Genomic DNA, 21,466 nt, shown 5'->3' on the forward strand with positions numbered 1-21,466 from the left:
AATCGGAAACAGGACTTAAGCTTGTTGGGTGAGCTTGACCCTAGAAGGCGTTGATTCTTCCGCCAACACCAACCCCAGCCAACCGCGAACCTACCAAGTACGCACCTATGGCTGCCAAATGAACGTCCATGACTCTGAGCGCATGGCCGGACTGCTGGAGGCAGCCGGCATGGTCGCCGTCGAAGAAGCGGGCGACACCCCGATCCGTGATGCTAATGGGGATTTGATTCCCGACGTCGTCGTATTCAATACGTGCGCCGTGCGTGAGAACGCGGATAACAAGTTGTACGGCAACTTAGGAATGCTGGCCCACATCAAAGAGAGCAACCCGGGGATGCAGATAGCCGTCGGTGGCTGTTTGGCACAAAAGGACCGGGATGTGATTCAAAAGCGCGCCCCTTGGGTTGATGTGGTCTTCGGTACGCACAATGTCGGAGCGCTGCCGGTGCTGTTGGAGCGAGCCCGCCACAACGCTGACGCTCAAATGGAAATTTTGGAGTCACTGGATGTTTTCCCCTCCACCCTTCCCACCCGCCGCGATTCCGTTTATGCCGGTTGGGTGTCCATCTCGGTGGGCTGCAATAACACGTGCACTTTCTGCATCGTTCCTGCTTTGCGGGGGAAAGAACGCGACCGCCGCCCGGGAGAGATATTAGCTGAAATCAAGGCGCTGGTTGACGACGGAGCCATTGAAGTGACGTTGTTGGGTCAGAACGTAAATTCCTACGGCGTCGAGTTCGGAGACCGGCTCGCCTTCGGTAAATTGTTGCGCGCTTGTGGAGAAATCGAGGGCCTGGAGCGCGTACGCTTCACCAGCCCGCACCCCGCCTCTTTCACCGACGACGTCATTCTGGCCATGGCACAGACTCCCAATGTCATGCCCCAGTTGCACATGCCATTGCAGTCTGGCTCCGACAAGGTTCTCAAAGACATGCGCCGCTCTTACCGGTCAACGAAATTTCTGGGCATATTGGAGAAAGTGCGCGCACAGATGCCCCAGGCCGCCATATCGACAGACATCATTGTTGGTTTTCCGGGTGAGTCCGAGGAGGACTTCCAAGCCACGCTCGACGTCGTCGAAAAGTCGCGGTTCGCAACCGCTTTTACCTTCCAATATTCCAAGCGTCCCGGGACTCCAGCTGCCGAATTGGCTGACCAGTTACCCAAGGAAGTGGTTCAAGAACGTTTCCTGCGCCTGACCGCGCTTCAGGATAGGATCTCTGCGGAAGAAAATGCTAAGCAGGTCGGTAGCCGCGTCGAAGTGATGGTTACCGCGCAATCTGGGCGGAAAGCGGCACAAACGCACCGACTTTCCGGGCGTTCCCGTGACCAGCGGCTTGTTCATTTCAGCGTTCCGGACGGCGCGCAGGTGCCACGTCCTGGCGATCTGGTTACCGTGAGCATCACTGAGGCCGCTTCGTTCCACCTCATTGCCGATCCTTCTGCGGCGGAGTACGAGCTCCGCCGTTCACGTGCCGGCGATGCCTGGGACCGTGCGCAAGCGCAATCCTGTGCTGTCCCCTCCGCCAGCGGAACACAAGGTTCAAAGAGTTCCGTGTCATTGGGTATGCCTTCGCTGCCGGTCCGCGGCGCTTGAGTTTGAGCCCATCACGGCTGCCGCTCGTCGCCGTCGTCGGACCAACAGGAGCGGGAAAATCGGAGCTGGCGCTGGAACTAGCAGAACACTTTGGTGGGGAAGCGGTCAATGCCGACTCCATGCAGTTTTATCGGGGGATGGATATTGGCACAGCCAAGCTAGGGGTGAGCGAACGACGGGGGATAGCGCATCATCTGATGGACTTTCTGTCCGTGCGCGAGGACACTACAGCGGCCGCGTTTCAGGCCATGGCCCGGGCGTCGATCGCTGATATCCGTGCACGGGGCAAACTGCCGATCTTGGTCGGAGGCTCCGGACTCTATGTTCGCGCAGTGCTGGACGCCTTGGATTTTCCGGGTACTGATCCGCTCATTAGAGCACGCCTTGAAGGGGAGCTAGATGCCCACGGGCTAGCTCCACTGGCAGCCCGCTTGGAGCTCGTGGACCCGGTGTCCGCCGCGCGCATCAGCGACGGCAAGCGGATTGTGCGTGCTCTCGAAGTCCATGAACTTACCGGCCGCACCTTTAGTTCTTTCATGCCCGAACGACGCTACATGGAGCCCACAGTGCAGATCGGGCTCAATGGAGACCGTGCACAACTGCACGCCCGGCTCAGAGATCGTGTCCATAGGATGGTTAGCGCTGGCCTTCAGGACGAGGTTGCCGCGCTCCTACCGCAAGGATTGCGTGAGGGGCGTACGGCCCATAAAGCTTTGGGATACCAGCAGTTCCTGCGCGTGATAGACGGTGAATCCTCTGCGGAACAGGCTGCGGAAGAGACCATTACGGCAACCCGCCAGTTCGCTCGGCGCCAGATCACCTGGTTTCGGGCTGACCCCCGAATCCACTGGCTCGACTGGGGGCAGCCCAAACTTGTTGACGCAGCCTATGAGATAGTCCGGGCAAGTACGGGTGGGCAACCCTAAGTAGGTCTTTGCCATAGCATTGATGCATGAATACTGCAGAGATGATCGATGAAACGCCTCTGACCGGCCTGCGTTTCTCCAAAGGTCATGGCACTGGCAATGACTTCATTTTGATAGCGGACCCCGAGGGTGAAAGGAACCTGACGGCGGAGCAGATTGCCAACTTGTGCAACCGCCATCATGGCATTGGTGCTGACGGCTTTATCCGCGCCATCCGGTCCCGGCGGCTGCCTGAAGGTGCTCAAATACTGGCCGTTAACCCAGGCGCGGAATGGTTCATGGACTACAGCAACGGTGATGGCACGTGCTCGGAAATGTGCGGAAACGGTGTCCGAGTGTTCGTCGAGTTCCTCGTAGCCCAAGGATTGGTGATCCTTGATCTCGGTGAAGAACTAGCCATTGGGACCCGCGGCGGTGTGAAGACTGTAGCGCGTAGCGAGAACGGATATCGCGTGGACATGGGCCCGTGGGAGTTCATCTTCCCGGAGAAAGCCCGTGAACGCGGCATGGATTCACTGGTGGAAGCCGCTGGACTCGAGGTGGCGCGGCCAGCATTGTCGATCAGTATGGGAAACCCACACACGGTTGTGGCATTGGCTGATCTTGCTGAGCTTGAGGGAACCATACTGTTTACCGCCCCAAAAGTGGACCCTGAGCCAGTTCACGGAACCAACGTTGAATTCGCTGTTCCAGCGGAGCCACTCGTGAGCGACGGCGTCGGACGGATCAGCATGCGAGTACATGAACGGGGTGTGGGGGAGACGCTCTCGTGCGGGACCGGGGCGTGTGCGGCGGCCGCCGCCACTCGTTTCTGGGCCGGGGATCAAGCACCTGACATCTGGGATGTGGACATACCCGGCGGGATCGTACGTGTGCGCTTTTTTGCCGGAAGCGACGGAACAGAGCGGGTGGAACTAAGCGGACCAGCGGTCATCGTTGCCGACGGCGTTCTAGCTTAGTTATTTTGGGGCGCTAGTCGGCTGTGCGGAGAATACGTAGAACACGGAATGCCTTATTGGTGGAATAACGGGAGACTTTCAAACCCGCTTCTGGGAAACGTTGAGCCAACTCGGCAGTTAGCCAGCGCTGAAGTGAATCTGAGCCCAGATTTTTCTGCACCACCAAGTAGGCGCTTCCACCCGAGGCCAATCGGGGCAGCCACATGAGCAAGATGGAGTGAAGTTCATCCTTGCCCACCCGGATTGGCGGGTTGGACCAAATGGTGTTGAAGCGCAGATCTGGGTCCACGGCATCCGGAGACGAAGCGCGCACATTGGTGAGCCCAAGCGCCACAGCGTTATCTCGGGTGAGGTCGATGGATCGTTCATTGACGTCAACGGCGAAGACGGACGCGTGCGGGGAGCGAAGAGCCAAGGAAAGCGCCACCGGACCCCAGCCGCAGCCGATATCCAACAGATTGCCTTCAGGGGCAGGCGGCGGGACCTCAGAAAGCAGGATTGCTGTTCCCTTATCCACGCCAGCCGGACTGAAAATTCCACCGGCCGTTTCCAAATCCCGTTCCTCGCCAGCCAAAACCACTTTTAACGGTCGGCGTTTAAGCGGAGTTGACGGTTGTGAACTGAAATAATGATCTGCACTCTGAGTACCCATAGTCCTGCCAGATTAGTGCGAAAACGCGTTAATCGGTATCTAGGCGCGCCTAAGGGGCTCTCTTCGGAAGGGCCCGCTTCGGGTGGTTCCGCCCCGTGATATCCACAATGACGCAGACAAAGGTGTGCGTGTGGGCCCCCGGGACTACGATTGAGTGTAAACGCCACGAAGGAGAACATGAGCCACACATCCGCACCCAGCGGTTCTACCGACCCCAACGATTCCGGGGATGTTTCCGGATCAAACTCCGGCCAAGATCTTTCTACGGCTGATATTGAGGCCGTGATCGACCGCATCCTGGCTAAGGACGCGGCTGGCGCCAAAGCTGCGCGCGAGGATGCCAAATTTGACGCTCAAGATCCGCAATCCGGGGCAGTCTCGACGCACCCCGTCATCGGCCGCGCGCAAGCCCTTTCAGAGCTGAACTTTCAGCACAGTAAATTTGACGGGGACCAGAGTGAGCTTGCCGCGCGTAACGCGCTGCGCAGAAGTGCAAGCTTGTCCACCGAGCTAGAAGATGTTACTGAAGTTGAATACCGTCAGCTTCGTCTAGAACGCGTCGTACTTGCCGGGCTGTGGTCTAGCGGGACCATGGCTGACGCGGAGAACTCATTGCGTGAGTTGGCTGCACTGGCAGAAACTGCCGGCTCCGAGGTGCTCGATGGTCTGGTGCAGCGCAGGGCGAAACCGGACCCGGCCACGTACCTTGGTCAGGGCAAGGCCCAGGAACTCAAAGACATAGTTCACGCCACAGGAGCTGACACCGTCATCATTGACGGCGATCTTGCCCCGTCACAGCGGCGCACGCTCGAAGAAGTGGTCAAGGTCAAGGTGATCGACCGTACGGCCCTGATCTTGGATATCTTCGCTCAGCATGCACAGTCCCGAGAAGGACGGGCCCAGGTGGAGCTGGCGCAGATGGAATACCTTCTCCCACGCCTGCGAGGGTGGGGCGATTCTATGTCCCGTCAGGCTGGTGGCCGTGTGGGCGCGGCCGGTGGTGGGATTGGCTCCCGCGGCCCCGGCGAAACAAAGATGGAGCTTGATCGGCGGAAGATCCGAACACGAATGGCCAAGCTGCGCCGCGAAATTGCTGCCATGAAGCCTGCAAGAGAAACCAAGCGGGCCAACCGCAAGCGCAACTCGGTGCCATCGGTTGCCATTGCCGGATATACGAATGCTGGTAAGTCGTCGTTGTTGAACAGGCTGACCGACGCCGGCGTCCTGGTGGAGAACGCGTTGTTCGCTACCTTGGACCCCACTGTCCGCAAAACTGAAACTGCCGACGGCTTGGGTTACACCCTCGTAGACACAGTGGGGTTCGTGCGTTCTCTCCCCACCCAACTCGTTGAAGCGTTCCGCTCAACGTTGGAGGAAGTGGCTGACGCAGACCTCATTTTGCATATTGTGGACGCTTCCCATCCGGACCCGGAAGGACAGATCGCTGCGGTCCGGAGCGTCTTTGCCGAAGTTGACGCGCTGAAAGTCCCTGAAATCATCATCTTGAACAAGGCCGACATCGCCGATCCGTTTGTCGTAGAAAGACTCCGACAGCACGAGCGACGCACAGTAGTGGTTTCGGCTCGCACAGGGCAGGGAATTGAGGAGTTACTTGCGGCCGTTAGCGATGCGATCCCCAGGCCTGGGATCGAGTTGAACTTGCTTATCCCCTACGACCGTGGGGATGTGCTGAACCGACTTCACCGCAGTGATGCAGAAATAATCAGCCTTGAACATGGCGAACAGGGAACGGTGGTTCACGTCCATGTTCGCGAGGTCCTGGCCGCTGAGCTTGAGGCCTTCGTCCAGCATGGGTGAAACTGCAACTGCCTCCACCCCTGTAAGCTCTAGCCCCGCCGCAGGCGAAGCGGAGAGCGCTGACGCAGATGCGTTGAGGGCCCAAGCCGTAGAGCTTTTGGACACTGCCGTTGCGGCCATGAATGGCCAGCGGCGCGACGGCCAGCATGAGATGGTCCGTCGGGTCATGGATGCCATTGATGGCGGGGAGCACTTGCTGGTCCAGGCTGGTACTGGAACGGGTAAATCACTTGCCTATCTGATTCCACTCATCGTCCATGCGCTAAACCACGACAAACCATCTGTCGTGGCCACCGCAACCTTGGCATTACAAGCTCAGATTGTGGGAAGGGACGTTCCGCGGCTGCTGGCTGCGTTGAAGCCGCTGCTGCCACGCCCCATCGACGTCGTCCTGGTCAAAGGTCGAAGCAATTACGTGTGCCAACACAAGGTTGGTGGCGGCTTTCCCTCTGAGGACGCCTCCGAGGGTGCTTTGTTCAGCCTCGGAGAGGACACTAGCGTGATGCACCTTCCGGGTGCCAAAGCTGGCCCTAGTTCTCCACTGGGCAAAGAAGTGGTGCGCCTTCGCGAATGGGCTCAGGAAACCGAAACAGGTGACCGCGACGAGCTCACGCCGGGGGTTACAGACAAAGCGTGGCGCCAGGTATCTGTTACCTCGATGGAATGCTTGGGGGCGCAGCGATGCCCCCTCGCGGAAGTATGTTTTTCAGAGTTGGCGCGTGCCAAGGGTGGCCAGGCCGACATTGTGGTGACAAACCATGCCATGCTCGCTATCAGCGCTTTTGAGGGCATAGCTGTCCTGCCTGACTATGACGTCGTGGTGGTGGATGAGGCGCACGAACTACAGGATCGAGTGACGGGTGCCGTCACCGGTCAGCTTTCGCTTCAGATGGTCCAAGCAGCAGCCTCCAGCACGCGTAAGCACACGGGAGTGTCAGTTGAGGCCTTACACAGCAGTGCGGCGGCCTTGGATCTAGCGTTTGCGGACACTGCCACGGGCTTGCTGCCCAACGGTTTGAACGAGGAACACACGGCGGCAGTGGAACAGCTTCGTGACGCTGCCCGCGTGGCACTCTCCGATTCGAAACCGGAAGGCTCTGCGTCGGCGGACGGGGGCAGATCAATTGCGCGGGCTCGTCTAAATCTAATCTTTGATCTCTCTGAACGGCTTCTTAGTGCCAAAGACTCACGCGAGGTTGTGTGGGCATCACGGACAGGCACGTTCACCCCCGGGCAGGGATATCAAAAGGCGGATGATGGTGAGCCGCCGGTGATCAACATTGCCCCCTTGAGTGTGGCGGGCAAGCTTCGCGAGGGGCTGTTTGCCGACCATACGGTGGTGCTGACGTCAGCTACCTTGGCAATTGGCGAGTCCTTTCAAGCCACTGCCGGGGGGCTGGGGCTCTTGGGGGCTGGCGCGCCGGCTTGGTCCGGGGCTGATGTCGGTTCCCCGTTTGACTATCCCAGGCAGGGAATGCTCTACGTGGCCGCACACCTAGCCAAACCCGGTTTTGGTACTTCGCCGCAGCAACTCTCCGAGTTGGAAGCGCTCATAACTGCCGCCGGCGGAGGTACTTTGGCACTCTTCTCCTCCCGGAGAGCTGCCGAAGATGCGGCGCAAACTTTACGCAAGAAACTCAAAGTGAAGATCCTGTGCCAAGGAGACTCTTCTATGGCGGGGCTCATCACGGAATTTGCGCAAGAGCCCGATACGTGCCTGTTTGGCACCATGTCTCTCTGGCAAGGCGTGGACGTCCAAGGGGCCTCGTGTCGCCTCGTCGTCATCGATCGAATCCCGTTTCCGCGGCCTGATGATCCCTTGGTCACCGCACGCGCCCGGGCCGTCTCCCAAAACGGTGGGGATGGCTTCATCGCCATCTCGGCCACCCACGCGGCTATCCGGCTGGCGCAGGGAGTTGGACGCCTGATCCGTTCCAGCAGCGACCGCGGAGTTGTGGCAGTGCTTGATTCGCGCCTTGCCAATGCTAGCTATGGTGGCTTTCTGAGAGCTGCTCTGCCACCCTTCTGGTCCACAAAGGACCGGACCGTGGCCCTGTCAGCGCTCAAGAGGCTCTCTGGAAAGTAGCGCGTCGTCCCCCAGACGCTCGGTTACTTTCGGGGCACTAAAGCAAGACGCTCGGTTACTTTCGGGGCACTAATGACAATCGCTCCCTCACATTGTGGGGGAGCGATTGGCGCGGTGTTAAGGACTTGACAAGTACAAACGGTGGGAGGCGTCAGAGGCGTCAGAGGCTGCGGAGGACTGAGACTACCTTGCCCATGATGGTGGCCGTATCACCGAGAATCGGTTCATAACGGGTGTTCTGAGGTAGCAGCCAGGTATGGCCGTCTCGCTGCCTGAAGGTCTTCACAGTAGCCTCGTCTTCAAGCAGAGCGGCGACTATCTCGCCGTTATTGGCCGTGTTTTGGCGGCGAATCACGACCCAGTCACCGTCACATATGGCGGCGTCGATCATGGAATCTCCTGCCACTTTCAGCATAAACAGCTCTCCGTTACCCACGATCTGGCGGGGCAAAGGCATGATGTCATCCACCATTTGGTCAGCCAAGATGGGTCCGCCTGCAGCAATGCGGCCCACGAGAGGCACGAAAGCGGTGTCTGAGGAACTACTTAACTGAGCGAAGTTCAAACCGTTGGAGCTGCGGACGTCCTCCGGGGAGCTGACACCACCGATTTCCACTTGCCCATTGTCCAAGACCAAGGGAATAAGTACTTCCATGGCACGTGGACGCTTGGGATCCCGGCGCAGGTAGCCATGACGTTCAAGCTGGGTCAGTTGATGCGTAACGCTGGAGAGGCTGGCCAGCCCTACATCATCACCAATTTCACGCATCGAAGGCGGGTAGCCCTTGTCTGCAATCGAGCGTTGGATGCACTCGAGGATCTTTTTTTGACGAACCGTCAAACCCTTCATGCCGGCCCTGCTCGGGGCCTGGGAAATGCGGTGCGGAGGTTGCGGTAGCTCCATGGTCCTTACGATCCTTTCGTTGCATTGCGCCAAGACTTTAAGTGTCAGTGGTGTCACCGTCACCAGAGACGTGTGAAGAACATCACTACGGCAACGTCACTAGCAGTTGTTGCAGACGTCAGTGTTGTTCAAGCGTACTGGCGTGCCAAGCGTATTAGCCCGAAAACGCCAATGTCTGAGCCTGCTGGTGGACTGCTCTTAGGCAATGATTCCTTGTCTCCAAGATTAAGCCAGGATCAGGTGAATTTCAAACATTTGTTCTAGCGAGTCTTGGCAAGAGTAGTCAATAGATGCTAAAACTATAGAACAGTAGTTAGAACATATCTTCTAACTTTGAAAAATGTGATGGGAAGTCTGCTCCTGCGGACATCTGCAGCTCCCGCTTCAATTCGGGAAATCTTCAGGAAATTCCCCATGGTGTGAAAGGAACGTCGGTCATGAGTGCAATGGTCAATTCGAGCGTAGGACCTGCAAGAAGGAAAGATCCCTTGACGCTTACACGCAAGGGACGCATGCTGTTCTTGGGCATTCCGGCACTCATGGTCAGCGCTGCGCTGTTGTTTGCTCTCATTGCAGTGCTGCTGGGGTCTTTCGCCAGTCCAGCCAATGCGTCAACGGGCATCAATGCCTTGGACATGACCGACTATGCGGCAGCCGTCACTGTTCTGCAAGGCGATAGTTTGTGGACAATCGCAGCAGCCAGCGACCCTTCTCGCGATGTACGCGAAGTGGTCTCGGAGATTGTAGCCCTGAATGACTTGAGCAGCAGCGTTCTTCAGGCTGGACAGCAACTGTACGTACCCATTCACAAATAGCACCGCGCCAACGGCTCTGGAAGCCCGTGGTGCCAAAGTAGCCGGCGTTTTCATGGCCATGAACGCACTGCCAATCCAGCGATCACGGACCGGCGATGGGACGCGGGCCGATGACCACGGATGCGCCGGCGATGGTGAGCCGTGAAGCTAGAGTGCCGATCCCCGAGCAGGGATGATTCGCCCGTCATCGGCGCTGGCGTTGCGACGTACTAATTCAGCAGTACTCGCGACACAATCGAAAGTTCAGGCGCCAGGAAGGAACAGGGTTGGCGAAGTGGCCGGGGATCATTGTGAGGTTGGCACGAATGGCGAAGGTGCGTCACACGTTAGTCTCTAAGTCCGGCTTCGACTTAAACTTGGTTCTATGGACCAGTTTGAAAGACTTAACCAATTGCCGCTGCGGGACGATCTGAGGGGCTTGCGCCCTTACGGTGCACCGCAACTGGATGTGCCCATTCTTCTGAACGTCAACGAGAACACTTTTGGTGTACCGCTGGACGCCAAGGAAGCAATCCTGAAGGCAGTTGCGGATGAATTGGATGGATTGAACCGCTATCCTGATCGCGAGTTTACGGAACTGCGCAGAGCTTTAGCGGCCTATTTGGGGCATGGCCTGAACGAAGACAACATGTGGGCAGCTAATGGCTCCAATGAAGTCCTGCAGCAGTTGTTGCAAGCGTTTGGCGGTCCTGGTCGGAGCCTGATGAGCTTTCCACCCACATATTCGATGTATCCACTGCTAGCTAGTGGAACTGGGACGGGGTACATTGAAGGCTTTCGGGATGAAGATTACAATCTCAGCGCAGAATCGGCGGCCGAACAGGTTCGCTCCAAGTCTCCGAACATTGTTTTTCTGTGTTCACCGAACAACCCGACCGGCACAGCACTTGGCTTGGACATCGTTGAGGCAGTGTATGAGGCTGGGGAAGCGTCACGGACCATCGTGATCGTTGACGAGGCCTACGCAGAGTTCGCTCACTCCGGTACTCGCAGTGCACTGTTGCTGTTGCCCAACAGGCCACGGCTAATAGTTTCACGCACGATGAGCAAGGCATTCGCCATGGCAGGAGCGCGAGTGGGATATCTGGCTGCGGCTCCCGAGATCACGGACGCCGTTCGTTTGGTTCGTTTGCCGTACCACCTCTCTGCGATCACTCAGGCGACAGCCGTGGCCGCACTGCGTAACTCAGACGCGCTGCTGGCCAATGTGGAAGCTATTAAAGTTCAACGCGATCGAATCGTCAATGAACTGATCCGGATGGGACTTGCTCCGGCTCCTTCGGATTCCAACTTTGTCTTTTTTGGTGGTCTTGAAGATCCTGCGGGCGTATGGGAAGCGCTTTTGGCTGCAGGCATTCTCATCCGCGACGTGGGCATTGCCGGGCACCTTCGTGTGACGGCCGGTACGGAAGCCGAGACAACGGCTTTTCTTCAGGCCCTTGAGGCCATACTTGACGGTGTGCACTGAGCCACGAAAACCAAGTTGACGCTGCCCGTCGTCGCTCGGTTGTGACCCGCGCATGAGTTGCTTTGTGTGGAAGCACGGACTATCTCCTAAACTGGAAGAGAACACGGCAGCGCGGTGCATTTGATCGTGCCGGGAATTTTTTGGCAGGTCTCCCCATCAATCCATAAAGGACGCTCAAACCATGACTGAGAACAGCCCGCAGCCCGGCAGCGGACGCACTGCACGCTTGGAGCGGGTCACGAGTGAGTCAAGTGTGTTAGTTGAAATTGATCTTGATGGCACGGGCGTGTCAGAGATTGAGACATCGGTGCCGTTTTATGACCACATGCTCACGGCGTTTTCAAAACACTCCCTGATCGACTTGAAGGTCAAGGCCCACGGAGATACCCACATCGATGTTCATCACACGGTCGAAGACGTAGCGATCGCCTTGGGTGAAGTGCTCCGCGAGGCTTTGGGAAACAAGGCTGGTATTCGTCGTTTCGGAGAAGCCACGATTCCCCTGGATGAGGCATTGGCGCAGGCCGTTGTGGACGTATCCGGCCGGCCCTATCTGGTGCACAGCGGTGAGCCTGCAGGCCAGGAGTACCACCTGATTGGCGGACACTTCACTGGTTCGCTGACCCGGCATGTGTTTGAGGCTATAACCCTGCACGCCCACATTGCCCTGCACATGCGCGTGCTGGGTGGTCGGGACCCCCACCATATTGTGGAGGCCCAGTTCAAGGCATTCGCACGCGCCCTGCGTGCAGCCGTTGAAAATGATCCCCGCGTCACCGGTATTCCCTCTACGAAGGGACTTTTGTGAGCACTGCACCCAACCAGCCGCAGATGACCGAACTGAACCCGTGCGTAACAGTCCTAGATTACGGGTCAGGCAATGTCCGTTCCGCGGTCAGGGCGCTCGAACGCGCCGGAGCCACCGTGACCCTCAGCGCCAAACCCGAGGACGTCCTCACCGCTGATGGCTTAGTCGTCCCCGGCGTGGGTGCGTTTGGCTCCGTCATGGCGGAGCTGAAAAGCGTTGACGCCATCCGCATGATCGGGCGCCGTGTCGCCGGGGGCCGGCCCGTGCTGGGTATATGCGTTGGCTTACAGGTTCTCTTTGAATCCAGCGTTGAGCATGGCGTTCGGCAGGAAGGCTTGGGGGAGTGGCCAGGCGCGGTGGAACTGCTGCCGGCAGACGTGGTCCCCCATATGGGATGGAACACAGTTCAGCCGGCCGAAGGGTCCATGCTCTTTGAGGGCGTAGAAAATGAAAGATTCTATTTTGTTCACTCTTATGGGGTACAAAAATGGGACTTTGACGTCTTGCAGCCAAAGATGAAAGCACCCATGGTGACCTGGTCACAGCATGGGGCCCCCTTTATTGCCGCCATCGAAAATGGGCCCTTATGTGCCACCCAGTTCCACCCAGAGAAGTCCGGTGATGCCGGAGCGCGGCTCTTACGCAACTGGGTGCAGTCCCTGCGAAAGAAGCGTGCCTAAATGTGGTCGCTACTTCTCATGGGACTGGCTGGTCTCCTTGTTGGGGGTTGCTACACGTTTTATCAGCAAAAGACGCCCCGCTGGATTCCCATCAGCTTCGCCATTCTCGCTGCAATGGCACTGATAGCTGCTTATCTATTCACCCTTTCCTAAGCACTCCTGATACTCCTAGCCACACCAGACCTCGAAGGACCCGATGACAGCCTCAGCCCCCATTCTTCAACTCTTGCCAGCCGTGGACGTTGCCGACGGCCAGGCCGTACGCCTGGTCCAAGGCGAGGCTGGCTCAGAAACCAGTTACGGCTCGCCATTGGAGGCGGCCATGGCTTGGCAAAATGACGGAGCGCAATGGGTTCACCTCGTCGACCTCGACGCAGCCTTTGGTCGGGGAAACAACCAAGCACTTCTTCGCGAGGTCGTACTGGCGCTGAACGTTAACGTTGAACTTTCCGGTGGCATCCGTGACGATGCATCCCTGGAAGGCGCTCTTGAATTGGGAGCCGCCCGCGTCAACCTTGGCACAGCCGCTTTGGAGAACCCTGAATGGACCGCCAAGGTCATCGAGCGCTTTGGCGAGAAGATCGCTGTGGGTCTTGATGTGCGCGGCACTACCCTTGCTGGCCGTGGTTGGACGCGTGAGGGCGGAGACCTGTGGGAAGTCTTGGCTCGCCTTGAAGATGCTGGCTGTGCACGCTACGTCGTCACTGACGTCACCAAGGATGGCACTCTCCGCGGTCCCAACGTGGAATTGCTGCGGGAAATGTGTGCTCGTACGAATAAGCCGGTCGTAGCCTCTGGTGGCATCTCCAGTCTCGAGGACTTGCGGGTACTGCGCAGCCTTGTGGGCGATGGGGTGGAAGGTGCGATTGTCGGTAAGGCCCTCTACGCCGGCAAATTCACCCTTCCGGAAGCCCTTGACGTGGCAGGACGCCGCTAGCCGCCATGGCGCAGACACCGAAAAAGACGCTTCCCGGTCACATCGCTGCGGCCCTTGCTGGTTCTGGTGGCGCTACGGACTCTGCGGGGCAGCCGTGGGCGGGACGCGCGCTGCCGGACGGGCAGAAGTACCATAGCTTTGAGGCGGACGACGGCGCCGCTGACGCCCGTTACATCGGTGCGGTTGCGCAGTTGGTGGCTGGGCAGGGAAGTGAGCGTGAGGTGGTTGCGGCGCTGGCCCAGGCTCGGGTCTTCATCCCGATCATTGCCACGCTAGCCGAAGAAACTGTCAGCGCAAACGGTCTTGTCTCGGACAAAGAATCTGACATGGCACTTGTGACCATTCAGGCGCCGGACGGCCGTCGGGCACTTCCTGCATTTACCAACGTCAGTGCCTTGGCCGATTGGCATCCGCAAGCCCGTCCCGTAGCTGTCTACGCCGCAAGAGCCGCCCTGTCAGCCGTTGCAGAAGAAGCTCAGATGCTCGTCCTGGACCCTGGAAGTGATCAGCCTTTTGTGGTTCGTCGACCCGCCATGTGGGCGTTGGCGCAACAGCAGGATTGGCTGCCTAGCTATCTTGACACCGCCGTCGCTGCTGTCCTGGACGCGTCTGTTGCAGCGCTCGGGAATTCCGCGGTGGTCAGTATTTTTGCAACGCCCGGCCCGGGGATACAGGCCCATTGGGGTGAAAAGAATGAACCGTCAAGACCACCAGTCTGTGGTGGCGGGGCCGGGCCTGAATTAGAAGTGAAGATCACCCTAGAACCCGGTCTGGATCAGATGGCTTTGGAGGCTATTCTTGCCACTTTGCAGGATATCTGGGCGCGGAACGAACACTTCGCCCGCGTTGTTGATTCCGTTCAGATTCGTCTGCAGCAACAAGCAAGCACCAGCTAAGTATCAACGCACAAAAAGGGACGTCCTCCGCAGCCAGTGCTTTGGACGTCCCTTCATAGTGCTGTGTGTAAAACAGGTGCGGAGACGTTAGTTGACCGCTCCAGTGAATTTTTCCCCCGGGCCCTTCCCCGGAGCATCTGGGAAGGGGGAAGCTTCGCGGAATGCCAGCTGAAGAGATCGCAGGCCATCACGCAAGGGGCCAGCATGTTGGCTGCCGATTTCAGGTGCGGCGGCCGTGATGAAGCCAGCAAGTGCTGTGATGAGCTTACGAGCTTCATCGAGGTCCTTGAGCGCTTCAGAGTCCGGCCCGGCAGCCAATCCACACTTGACCGCCGCTGCGCTCATGAGGTGTACTGCCGCAGTCGTAATGACCTCAATGGCCGGAACTTCAGCGATGTCACGGACCACGGAGGCGGCTTCGGCGTCGCCTAATGCCTCCTCAGGAGCCGTGTTGAAGCTGTGACGGGTGTCCGAATTATTATCTGCGGTGTTCATACTGCTAAGCTTGTCACAGACCGATCAAGTGTCGATACCTCCGTGGGCTTGAACCCGCGTGATATTGCAGGCATTTGGTGTGCAAGTGGAGTCCTCTCCCACCTTTCGACCCTCCGTGGTGTTGTCTGGTTTAGGTTGGCGCTCTTCCTCCATGGAAGAGCAGGTAGTGTCCCGTTGCCGGGACGCCACGCTAACTAATTTGAGGCCTCCTATTGCATCAGCAATGGAGGCCTTCTTCGTTGCTGATGGCGTTCACATATTTGATGACAACAGGAGTTACACATTAGCGAGCCACGCATCAATGATCGTATCCGCGTCCCTGAGGTGCGGTTGGTTGGACCAGCAGGCGAACAAGTGGGGATCGTCCGCATTGAGGACGCCCTTCGTTTGGCTGCCGAGTCAGACTTGGATCTGGTTGAGGTAGCACCGACGGCTAAGCCGCCGGTGTGCAAACTGATGGACTTCGGTAAGTACAAGTACGAGGCCGCCGTGAAGGCGCGTGAGGCCCGGAAGAACCAGACGAACACCGTTCTGAAGGAAATTCGATTCCGCCTCAAGATCGACAAGCATGACTACGAGACAAAGCGCGGCCACGCGATGCGCTTCCTCGGAGCCGGTGACAAGGTGAAAGCCATGATCCAGTTCCGTGGTCGTGAGCAGCAGCGTCCGGAGATGGGTATCCGTCTCCTCCAGAAGTTTGCTACGGAAGTTGCCGAGGTCGGCGTCATTGAGTCAAGTCCCCGTATTGACGGGCGCAACATGGTGATGGTGATCGGCCCGTTGAAAAACAAGGCAGAAGCCAAAGCTGAAGCACGTCGGAACCAACAGCGCGCCGATGCCAAGGCACACAACGAGGCTGTTGCCAACGGCACCGCCCGCGTTGATGTGGAGCGTGAAAACAAGGGTTCAATGACGCAGTCCCTAGCGGAACTGCTGCCTTCTGGACTGCACCTAGGTGAAGACGCACCCGCTCCGGCGGCTGAAGAAGCTTCTGCGCCGGTTGCGGCAGAAGTCGCGACAGAAGCTAAGGCACCGCTGGCCGACGAAGCTACGAAGACGGAAGCTGGGGCACAATCCTCGGCTGCCGGCCTTGAAGCGCAGACTGTTGGCGAGCCGGAAACGAAAGCCGTCAGCAAGCCTGCGGCTAAGGCTCCAGCCGCCAAAGTCCCTGCTGCTTCGAAAGCTCCCGCTGCGAAGGCTCCCGCTGAGAAAGCACCGGCCGCTGTCAAGGCCCCGGTCGCTGCCAAGCCTGTGGTTGCCGCGAAGCCGGTAGTCGCATCGAAGCCTGTGGTTGCCGCGAAGCCGGTAGTCGCTGCCAAGCCTGTGGCCGCTAAGCCGATCCCCATGCCCAAGCCCATGGCCAAGCCGGTTGTAAAACCAGTCGCCAAGCCTGCTGCGAAAGCAGCACCCAAAACTGCCGCAAAGCCTGTCTCTTCAAAGAGTGCGCCTGCGGAAGGTACCAAAGACTCAGCTGAGTAAGGCCCACAGCCCTAACCAGCGGTGAATATACACCCCGACAGTGACCCAACCAGTCGCTGCAAAAGAACCACAGGCAGCGCCGGTGGATACGTAAGGAGACAGGTCCTCATGCCTAAAATGAAGACACACAGTGGTGCAAAGAAGCGATTCAAGCTTACCGGTTCCGGCAAGCTTCGTCGCCAGCAGGCTAACCGCCGCCACTACCTGGAACACAAGCCTTCGAGCTTGAAGCGCCGCCTAAAGGGTGACCTCACGGTTGCCAAGGCAGACGTTCGCAACATCAAAAAGATGCTCGGCATCTAATTTCGCAAGTCAATGGGTGACGGTCCCGTTCAGGGGCCGACACCAATCCAAACAAAGCCTTCCCTGGCATGATTGGCTTGGGATCTTTAGAACTTGAAGGAGTACGCACGTGGCACGTGTGAAGCGGGCGGTAAACGCCCATAAAAAGCGTCGGGTTATTCTTGAGCGCGCCAAAGGTTACCGTGGGCAGCGCTCACGTCTGTACCGCAAGGCCAAAGAGCAGTTGCTGCACTCGTTTGTGTACAGCTACGGTGACCGCCGCAAGCGTAAGGGTGACTTCCGTCGCCTGTGGATCCAGCGTATCAACGCTGCTTCACGCGCAAACGGCTTGACCTACAACCGTCTGATCCAGGGCCTGAAGGCTGCGGAGATCGAGGTCGATCGCCGCATGTTGGCAGACCTGGCAGTCAACGACGCCGGTGCCTTCGCTGCACTGGTCAAGCTCGCTAAGGCTGCTTTGCCTGCAGACACTTCTGCTCCGGTAGCTAAGTAATAACGTAATTGACACGGAACCTTGCGTTCCGTATTCATGGTGAGCGACTGCTAAAGTCCTAAGCATGAGTGAACCCGGGCGTCCGCCAGCTGATGCAATGACCAATCCTCGAGCAGATCGAGTGAGGGATGTTGCAAAGCTAGCTGGACGCTCGGGTCGTTTAAAACGCAGTCAGTTCTTTCTCGAAGGCCCTGCGGGTGTTCGAGAAGCACTAAGTGCACACCGGGACTGTATGGATGCTGGTGGCAGTGCCGTGGTGGAAGCCGTTTACGCGAGCGTTGAGTGCCTCAAAAGGTATCCGGAATTGATGGAGCTTGCTTCACATCCGGCTTCCAAGCTGCAGATTCGCGTGGCCAGCGAGATGGTCCTCTCGGCCATGACTGACACTGTTACCCCCCAAGGCGTGGTGGCCGTCTGCAACTTTGTGGACGTGCCGTTGGCGGAAGTTCTTGCGGCAAAACCAAAGCTGATTGCCATGTTGTGCAGGGTCCAGGATCCGGGGAACGCCGGAACGGTATTGCGAGCCGCGGACGCGGCCGGTGCTGATGCTGTGATTTTCTCTAACTCCAGCGTAGATATTTACAACCCTAAAGCTGTCCGTTCGACGGCTGGATCCTTGTTCCACCTTCCGGTGGTGCGCGGCGTGGAGCTGTCCGACGTCGTCGCTGCCGCTAAGGCCGCAGGCATGGGTGTGCTGGCCGCGGATGGATATGGCCAGCTAAACCTTGACCTGCTCCAGGACGAAAGTGCGGCGCGGGCCTTTGAGCAGCAGATTCCAGATTCTCAATATGTCCTTGAAGACCCGACTCTGTGGTTGTTTGGCAACGAAGCCCAGGGGCTGGCCGGGGAAGAGAAGGCTTTGGCCGATCACCGGGTGGCGGTCCCTGTTTACGGGGAAGCGGAGTCTTTGAATCTGGGGACCGCCGCGACCGTGTGCTTGTATGCCAGCGCTCGGGCCCAGCGACGCTCAAACTGAAGCTGTTTGTTTATTGTCTCTCGCGTTTCCACGTTCTGAACTAGGAGTAGCATCATGTCCCATGGTGGAGGCGGCAAAGCAGTTGTCGCGGCGCTTGTGGCGAATTTATCCATAGCCGTACTGAAGTTTTTGGCTTACCTGCTGACCATGTCATCATCGCTGTTGGCGGAGTCAATCCACTCACTGGCAGACTCCGGCAACCAACTCTTGTTGCTTGTTGGTGCGAAGAAAGCGGCACGGCAGGCGAGCCCCGAGCACCCATTCGGCTACGGCCGTGAGCGCTACGTTTATGCGTTCTTGGTCTCGATCATTCTTTTTAGCGTCGGCGGAGTCTTTGCTCTCTATGAGGGCTATTCAAAATGGCAGCATCCCCATGCATTGGATCCAAAATGGGCGTGGGTGCCACTAGCCGTCTTGATTGGTGCCATCATTCTTGAGGGCCGTTCCTTTACCGTTGCCATTAAGGAATCCAATCTAACGCGCGGTTCAAAGGGCTGGGTGGCATTTATCAGGACCGCGAAGGCTCCCGAGCTGCCCGTGATTTTGCTAGAAGATTCTGCGGCCCTTTTAGGACTGGTTTTCGCCTTGTTTGGCGTGAGCATGACGCTCGTGACGGGCAACGGTCACTGGGATGCTGCAGGAACCATACTGATTGGTCTTCTGCTGGTGGCTGTGGCCGTCATCCTTGCCGTAGAGACCAAGTCACTACTTCTGGGTGAATCAGCTACGGAGGAGGATGTGCGGGCGATTGAAACCGCTCTGGTGGGCCCTGGAGTGAGCCGGATCATCCATTTGAAGACGCTGCACCTAGGCCCGGATGAGCTGCTGGTTGCGGCCAAGATTGCCGTGGAACAAAGCGAGACAGGCGCGCAGATAGCACAGGCCATTGACGCCGCGGAAAAGCGTGTCCGTGCCGCGGTACCCATCGCCAAGGTTATCTACTTAGAACCGGATATCTACTCCACGAAAGAGACTGCGAGCAACTAAGCGTTTTCCGGGACCTTGACGACGTCCTGGACCTGCCGGGCACGTTTGTCCAAAGCACCGCTGCCCAGGGCAATCCCCAGGCCAAGCACCGCAAGTGCGGCACCTACCAGAGCTGGGGCAGTGAATCCCCAGCCCCAGCTGATGACTAAACCACCGGCAAAGGCGCCCAAAGCATTTGCCATGTTCAGTGCGGAGTGATTTAGGGAAGATGCCAAAGTGGGGGCACCCGGGGAGACATCAAGAAGTCGGGTCTGTAACGAAGGAACCAGCATGGACCCTGATGCGCCGATGATGAAGATCATGAGCAATGCCAGCCACTGGATGTGGACCGTATAGGCATAAATGACGAGCATGGCGGCGATGAAAGCCATCACAACGTAGATGCTGCCCAGCACCGACCAATCCGCCAGCTTGCCACCCACAAAGCTGCCAGCCACCATTCCCAGCCCGTAGAGACCAACAATAACGGGCAGGAAGCCCGGACTGAACCCTGCGACGTCGGTCATCGTGTTGGCAACGTAGGTGTAGACGGCGAAGAATCCACCAAAGCCCACCACGCCAATGAGCAGGGTTAGCCAAACCTGGCCGCGGCGCAGGGCGCTGAGCTCGCGTCGCAGACTGGCGTCTGGATGGGCCTTCCGTGCCGGAATGAACTTCATGATGGCCACCAGAGTCACCAGTCCAATGAAGGCGACCAGAATGAACATCGTGCGCCAACCGAACTGCTGACCGATCAGGGTGGCCACAGGGACTCCCAGAACATTGGCTACTGCCAGTCCCATCATGACCATGGCGATGGCCCGCCCTCGCTTGGTAGGAGCCACGAGGGATGCTGCCAGTACGGCTGCAACACCGAAATAGGCCCCATGGGGAAGACCAGCAATGAAACGAGTCACCATCAAGGACGTGAAGTCTTGGGCAAAAAAGGATGACAAATTGCCTAGCGTGAACAAACCCATCAGGAAGAGGGCCAGTGTTTTGCGCGGCCATTTAGCGCTGACGGCTACTAACAACGGTGCGCCGATCACCACACCCAACGCGTAGGCGGAGATCACGTGGCCGGCGTCCGGGATGGAAACACCAACACCTTCGGCGACGTTGGGTAGCAGGCCCATCATGGCAAATTCAGTGGTCCCGATGCCGAACCCTCCCACCGCCAAGGCAAAGATAGCCCGGGCAATCCCCGCTTGTGAGAGCACTTTGCCTGGAGAGTGAGTGGTGGAATTTATCATGTAAGTGCTTTCAAAGGGAGGGAGGGGAATGCCAGAAGTATAGACGGATGTGAGCCAGGGAAGCGGCATAGTGAAGTGATGAGGGACAGCTGCGGATCGCAGGCGACTGGGCAAGTGTCCGCAATCAGTCTAGAGGGGACCGCGTGGGTTGTGCTTATGCTAGCTCCGTGACTTTTATCAAACAGATTGTGGGCGGTGCCCTGGTTGACTCGCTGATGGCTCCGAGGAAACTTTTGGTCGGCAGACGCACTGCGCCCCCGGAATTTGCGGGTATGTGGGAATTTCCTGGCGGCAAGGTCGAGTCTGGGGAGAGCGCGCAGCAGGGGCTCCACCGGGAACTGGCCGAGGAGCTAGGGGTGGAGGTGATCTTAGGCGAAGAACTGGCAGGGCCCACCGCGGAGGGTTGGCCCTTGAACAACAAGGCGTCCATGCGGGTGTGGCTTGGCGAAATCGTGGCTGGAACGCCAAAGCCGCTTGAAGACCACGACGAGTTACGGTGGGTTTGTCTGGACAGTAATGAACTTCTGGAACTGCCGTGGATTCCGGCTGATTTGCCCATTGTTCGGGCTCTGATGGCGCGCACTGGCCCTGCAACCTCAAGAGGTTAGCAACTCTTTCCCGTTTCGATGCTAGCGGGCGCCAATTGCGCAGAGAACACGCCAACTGGAGGCGCTGCGATTATGCGGGCTCTGTGCCAGACTGGGGGTTAGCAATGATCCAAAGGAGGTTGTGCAATGACATCGAACGATCAACATGACGACGAAGTACCAGCAGCGGATACTGCCGCTGCGGACATGAAGGAAAAATTCCGTCAGGCGCTTGAAAATAAAAAGAATCAGCACCACGGCAGCGTGGAAGCTGCCAATGGGGCCAAGATCAGTTCTCAGCACGGTGCTGCCTCCCACAAGCGGGAGTTTCGCCGCAAGAGCGGATAAGACTCTAGAACCATTAGCTC

General features: G+C 58.1%; 23 protein-coding genes. 19 read left to right on the forward strand and 4 right to left on the reverse strand.

Annotated elements, in window-relative coordinates:
• Positions 1 to 28 precede the first annotated feature (28 nt).
• The 3 genes from miaB to dapF are packed head-to-tail and all read left to right on the forward strand — an operon-like array spanning position 29 to position 3,482.
• On the forward strand, positions 29 to 1,597 hold the full coding sequence (gene miaB, locus LOH53_RS02710; protein WP_230066160.1) for a tRNA (N6-isopentenyl adenosine(37)-C2)-methylthiotransferase MiaB: 1,569 nt from the start codon (positions 29 to 31) through the stop codon (positions 1,595 to 1,597).
• Positions 1,594 to 2,523: a tRNA (adenosine(37)-N6)-dimethylallyltransferase MiaA gene (gene miaA, locus LOH53_RS02715; protein WP_376991839.1), complete on the forward strand. Its 930-nt coding sequence runs from the start codon at positions 1,594 to 1,596 to the stop codon at positions 2,521 to 2,523. Before miaB ends, miaA begins: the two co-directional genes overlap by 4 nt.
• A gap of 26 nt (positions 2,524 to 2,549) precedes the next feature.
• On the forward strand, positions 2,550 to 3,482 hold the full coding sequence (gene dapF / locus LOH53_RS02720; protein ID WP_230066162.1) for a diaminopimelate epimerase: 933 nt from the start codon (positions 2,550 to 2,552) through the stop codon (positions 3,480 to 3,482).
• Between the two features lie 13 nt (positions 3,483 to 3,495).
• On the opposite strand, the gene LOH53_RS02725 is transcribed toward dapF, so the two are convergent.
• Positions 3,496 to 4,134 carry a class I SAM-dependent methyltransferase gene (locus LOH53_RS02725; protein ID WP_230066163.1) on the reverse strand — a complete coding sequence of 213 codons (639 nt, stop codon included), beginning with the start codon at positions 4,132 to 4,134 and terminating at the stop codon, positions 3,496 to 3,498.
• A 177-nt stretch (positions 4,135 to 4,311) separates the two neighbouring features.
• Between LOH53_RS02725 and hflX the strand changes: the two genes are divergently transcribed.
• Entirely contained in the window at positions 4,312 to 5,952 is a 1,641-nt protein-coding gene (hflX, locus tag LOH53_RS02730; protein ID WP_230066164.1) for a GTPase HflX, read from the forward strand.
• Positions 5,945 to 8,038, forward strand: coding sequence for an ATP-dependent DNA helicase (locus LOH53_RS02735; RefSeq protein ID WP_326832725.1), 2,094 nt, complete (start codon positions 5,945 to 5,947; stop codon positions 8,036 to 8,038). Before hflX ends, LOH53_RS02735 begins: the two co-directional genes overlap by 8 nt.
• A gap of 160 nt (positions 8,039 to 8,198) precedes the next feature.
• On the opposite strand, the gene lexA is transcribed toward LOH53_RS02735, so the two are convergent.
• A complete protein-coding gene (lexA, locus tag LOH53_RS02740) occupies positions 8,199 to 8,942 on the reverse strand; it encodes a transcriptional repressor LexA (protein ID WP_230066165.1) in 744 nt (247 codons plus the stop codon).
• A gap of 437 nt (positions 8,943 to 9,379) precedes the next feature.
• Here lexA and LOH53_RS02745 point away from each other — a divergent pair, with 437 nt between their 5' ends.
• The 7 genes from LOH53_RS02745 (at position 9,380) to LOH53_RS02775 (ending at position 14,546) form a co-directional block, all read left to right on the forward strand.
• Entirely contained in the window at positions 9,380 to 9,757 is a 378-nt protein-coding gene (locus tag LOH53_RS02745) for a LysM peptidoglycan-binding domain-containing protein (RefSeq protein ID WP_230066166.1), read from the forward strand.
• A 364-nt stretch (positions 9,758 to 10,121) separates the two neighbouring features.
• A complete protein-coding gene (locus tag LOH53_RS02750) occupies positions 10,122 to 11,225 on the forward strand; it encodes a histidinol-phosphate transaminase (RefSeq protein ID WP_230066167.1) in 1,104 nt (367 codons plus the stop codon).
• Between the two features lie 181 nt (positions 11,226 to 11,406).
• The gene (hisB, locus tag LOH53_RS02755) at positions 11,407 to 12,033 is read left to right on the forward strand and encodes an imidazoleglycerol-phosphate dehydratase HisB (protein WP_230066168.1); all 627 of its coding nucleotides are present in this window, start codon (positions 11,407 to 11,409) and stop codon (positions 12,031 to 12,033) included.
• A 23-nt stretch (positions 12,034 to 12,056) separates the two neighbouring features.
• A complete protein-coding gene (hisH, locus tag LOH53_RS02760) occupies positions 12,057 to 12,713 on the forward strand; it encodes an imidazole glycerol phosphate synthase subunit HisH (RefSeq protein ID WP_230066241.1) in 657 nt (218 codons plus the stop codon).
• Complete coding sequence (locus LOH53_RS02765; RefSeq protein ID WP_230066169.1) at positions 12,714 to 12,866, forward strand: hypothetical protein; 153 nt, start codon at positions 12,714 to 12,716, stop codon at positions 12,864 to 12,866.
• Between the two features lie 43 nt (positions 12,867 to 12,909).
• Positions 12,910 to 13,650, forward strand: coding sequence for a bifunctional 1-(5-phosphoribosyl)-5-((5-phosphoribosylamino)methylideneamino)imidazole-4-carboxamide isomerase/phosphoribosylanthranilate isomerase PriA (priA, locus tag LOH53_RS02770; RefSeq protein WP_230066170.1), 741 nt, complete (start codon positions 12,910 to 12,912; stop codon positions 13,648 to 13,650).
• 5 nt (positions 13,651 to 13,655) lie between these two features.
• A complete protein-coding gene (locus tag LOH53_RS02775) occupies positions 13,656 to 14,546 on the forward strand; it encodes an SseB family protein (protein WP_230066171.1) in 891 nt (296 codons plus the stop codon).
• A gap of 87 nt (positions 14,547 to 14,633) precedes the next feature.
• Here LOH53_RS02775 and LOH53_RS02780 read toward each other — a convergent pair whose 3' ends face one another.
• Positions 14,634 to 15,041, reverse strand: a complete 408-nt coding sequence (locus LOH53_RS02780; RefSeq protein ID WP_230066172.1) for a DUF1844 domain-containing protein — start codon at positions 15,039 to 15,041, stop codon at positions 14,634 to 14,636.
• 297 nt (positions 15,042 to 15,338) lie between these two features.
• Between LOH53_RS02780 and infC the strand changes: the two genes are divergently transcribed.
• From infC to LOH53_RS02805, 5 genes are all read left to right on the forward strand, one after another.
• Entirely contained in the window at positions 15,339 to 16,520 is a 1,182-nt protein-coding gene (gene infC / locus LOH53_RS16900; protein WP_230066242.1) for a translation initiation factor IF-3, read from the forward strand.
• 108 nt (positions 16,521 to 16,628) lie between these two features.
• On the forward strand, positions 16,629 to 16,823 hold the full coding sequence (rpmI, locus tag LOH53_RS02790) for a 50S ribosomal protein L35 (protein WP_054010474.1): 195 nt from the start codon (positions 16,629 to 16,631) through the stop codon (positions 16,821 to 16,823).
• A 109-nt stretch (positions 16,824 to 16,932) separates the two neighbouring features.
• On the forward strand, positions 16,933 to 17,316 hold the full coding sequence (rplT, locus tag LOH53_RS02795) for a 50S ribosomal protein L20 (protein WP_230066173.1): 384 nt from the start codon (positions 16,933 to 16,935) through the stop codon (positions 17,314 to 17,316).
• Between the two features lie 64 nt (positions 17,317 to 17,380).
• A complete protein-coding gene (locus tag LOH53_RS02800; RefSeq protein ID WP_230066174.1) occupies positions 17,381 to 18,292 on the forward strand; it encodes a TrmH family RNA methyltransferase in 912 nt (303 codons plus the stop codon).
• A gap of 54 nt (positions 18,293 to 18,346) precedes the next feature.
• A complete protein-coding gene (locus LOH53_RS02805; protein WP_230066175.1) occupies positions 18,347 to 19,279 on the forward strand; it encodes a cation diffusion facilitator family transporter in 933 nt (310 codons plus the stop codon).
• Here LOH53_RS02805 and LOH53_RS02810 read toward each other — a convergent pair.
• Entirely contained in the window at positions 19,276 to 20,511 is a 1,236-nt protein-coding gene (locus LOH53_RS02810) for an MFS transporter (protein WP_230066176.1), read from the reverse strand. The two genes, LOH53_RS02805 and LOH53_RS02810, sit on opposite strands and share 4 nt — an antisense overlap.
• 167 nt (positions 20,512 to 20,678) lie before the next feature.
• On the opposite strand from LOH53_RS02810, the gene LOH53_RS02815 reads away from it, so the two are divergent.
• Positions 20,679 to 21,119: a (deoxy)nucleoside triphosphate pyrophosphohydrolase gene (locus LOH53_RS02815; RefSeq protein WP_326832726.1), complete on the forward strand. Its 441-nt coding sequence runs from the start codon at positions 20,679 to 20,681 to the stop codon at positions 21,117 to 21,119.
• 126 nt (positions 21,120 to 21,245) lie between these two features.
• Entirely contained in the window at positions 21,246 to 21,446 is a 201-nt protein-coding gene (locus LOH53_RS02820) for a DUF5302 domain-containing protein (protein WP_230066177.1), read from the forward strand.
• The last annotated feature ends 20 nt before the right edge of the window (positions 21,447 to 21,466 follow it).

The organism is Arthrobacter cryoconiti (genome assembly GCF_020905375.1).
In the GTDB taxonomy this organism is placed as follows: domain Bacteria; phylum Actinomycetota; class Actinomycetes; order Actinomycetales; family Micrococcaceae; genus Specibacter; species Specibacter cryoconiti.

Bases quoted from the DNA above. Each gene is read 5' to 3' on its own strand.
- LOH53_RS02805 (WP_230066175.1), top strand. From the start codon at position 18,347: ATGTCCCATGGTGGAGGCGGCAAAGCAGTTGTCGCGGCGCTTGTGGCG.
- LOH53_RS02745 (WP_230066166.1), top strand. From the start codon at position 9,380: ATGAGTGCAATGGTCAATTCGAGCGTAGGACCTGCAAGAAGGAAAGAT.
- rpmI (WP_054010474.1), top strand. From the start codon at position 16,629: ATGCCTAAAATGAAGACACACAGTGGTGCAAAGAAGCGATTCAAGCTT.
- LOH53_RS02725 (WP_230066163.1), bottom strand. From the start codon at position 4,134: ATGGGTACTCAGAGTGCAGATCATTATTTCAGTTCACAACCGTCAACT.
- lexA (WP_230066165.1), bottom strand. From the start codon at position 8,942: ATGGAGCTACCGCAACCTCCGCACCGCATTTCCCAGGCCCCGAGCAGG.
- LOH53_RS02765 (WP_230066169.1), top strand. From the start codon at position 12,714: ATGTGGTCGCTACTTCTCATGGGACTGGCTGGTCTCCTTGTTGGGGGT.
- hisB (WP_230066168.1), top strand. From the start codon at position 11,407: ATGACTGAGAACAGCCCGCAGCCCGGCAGCGGACGCACTGCACGCTTG.
- hflX (WP_230066164.1), top strand. From the start codon at position 4,312: ATGAGCCACACATCCGCACCCAGCGGTTCTACCGACCCCAACGATTCC.
- LOH53_RS02780 (WP_230066172.1), bottom strand. From the start codon at position 15,041: ATGAACACCGCAGATAATAATTCGGACACCCGTCACAGCTTCAACACG.
- LOH53_RS02735 (WP_326832725.1), top strand. From the start codon at position 5,945: ATGGGTGAAACTGCAACTGCCTCCACCCCTGTAAGCTCTAGCCCCGCC.
- priA (WP_230066170.1), top strand. From the start codon at position 12,910: ATGACAGCCTCAGCCCCCATTCTTCAACTCTTGCCAGCCGTGGACGTT.
- LOH53_RS02750 (WP_230066167.1), top strand. From the start codon at position 10,122: ATGGACCAGTTTGAAAGACTTAACCAATTGCCGCTGCGGGACGATCTG.
- LOH53_RS02800 (WP_230066174.1), top strand. From the start codon at position 17,381: ATGAGTGAACCCGGGCGTCCGCCAGCTGATGCAATGACCAATCCTCGA.
- LOH53_RS02810 (WP_230066176.1), bottom strand. From the start codon at position 20,511: ATGATAAATTCCACCACTCACTCTCCAGGCAAAGTGCTCTCACAAGCG.
- dapF (WP_230066162.1), top strand. From the start codon at position 2,550: ATGAATACTGCAGAGATGATCGATGAAACGCCTCTGACCGGCCTGCGT.
- hisH (WP_230066241.1), top strand. From the start codon at position 12,057: ATGACCGAACTGAACCCGTGCGTAACAGTCCTAGATTACGGGTCAGGC.
- LOH53_RS02820 (WP_230066177.1), top strand. From the start codon at position 21,246: ATGACATCGAACGATCAACATGACGACGAAGTACCAGCAGCGGATACT.
- LOH53_RS02775 (WP_230066171.1), top strand. From the start codon at position 13,656: ATGGCGCAGACACCGAAAAAGACGCTTCCCGGTCACATCGCTGCGGCC.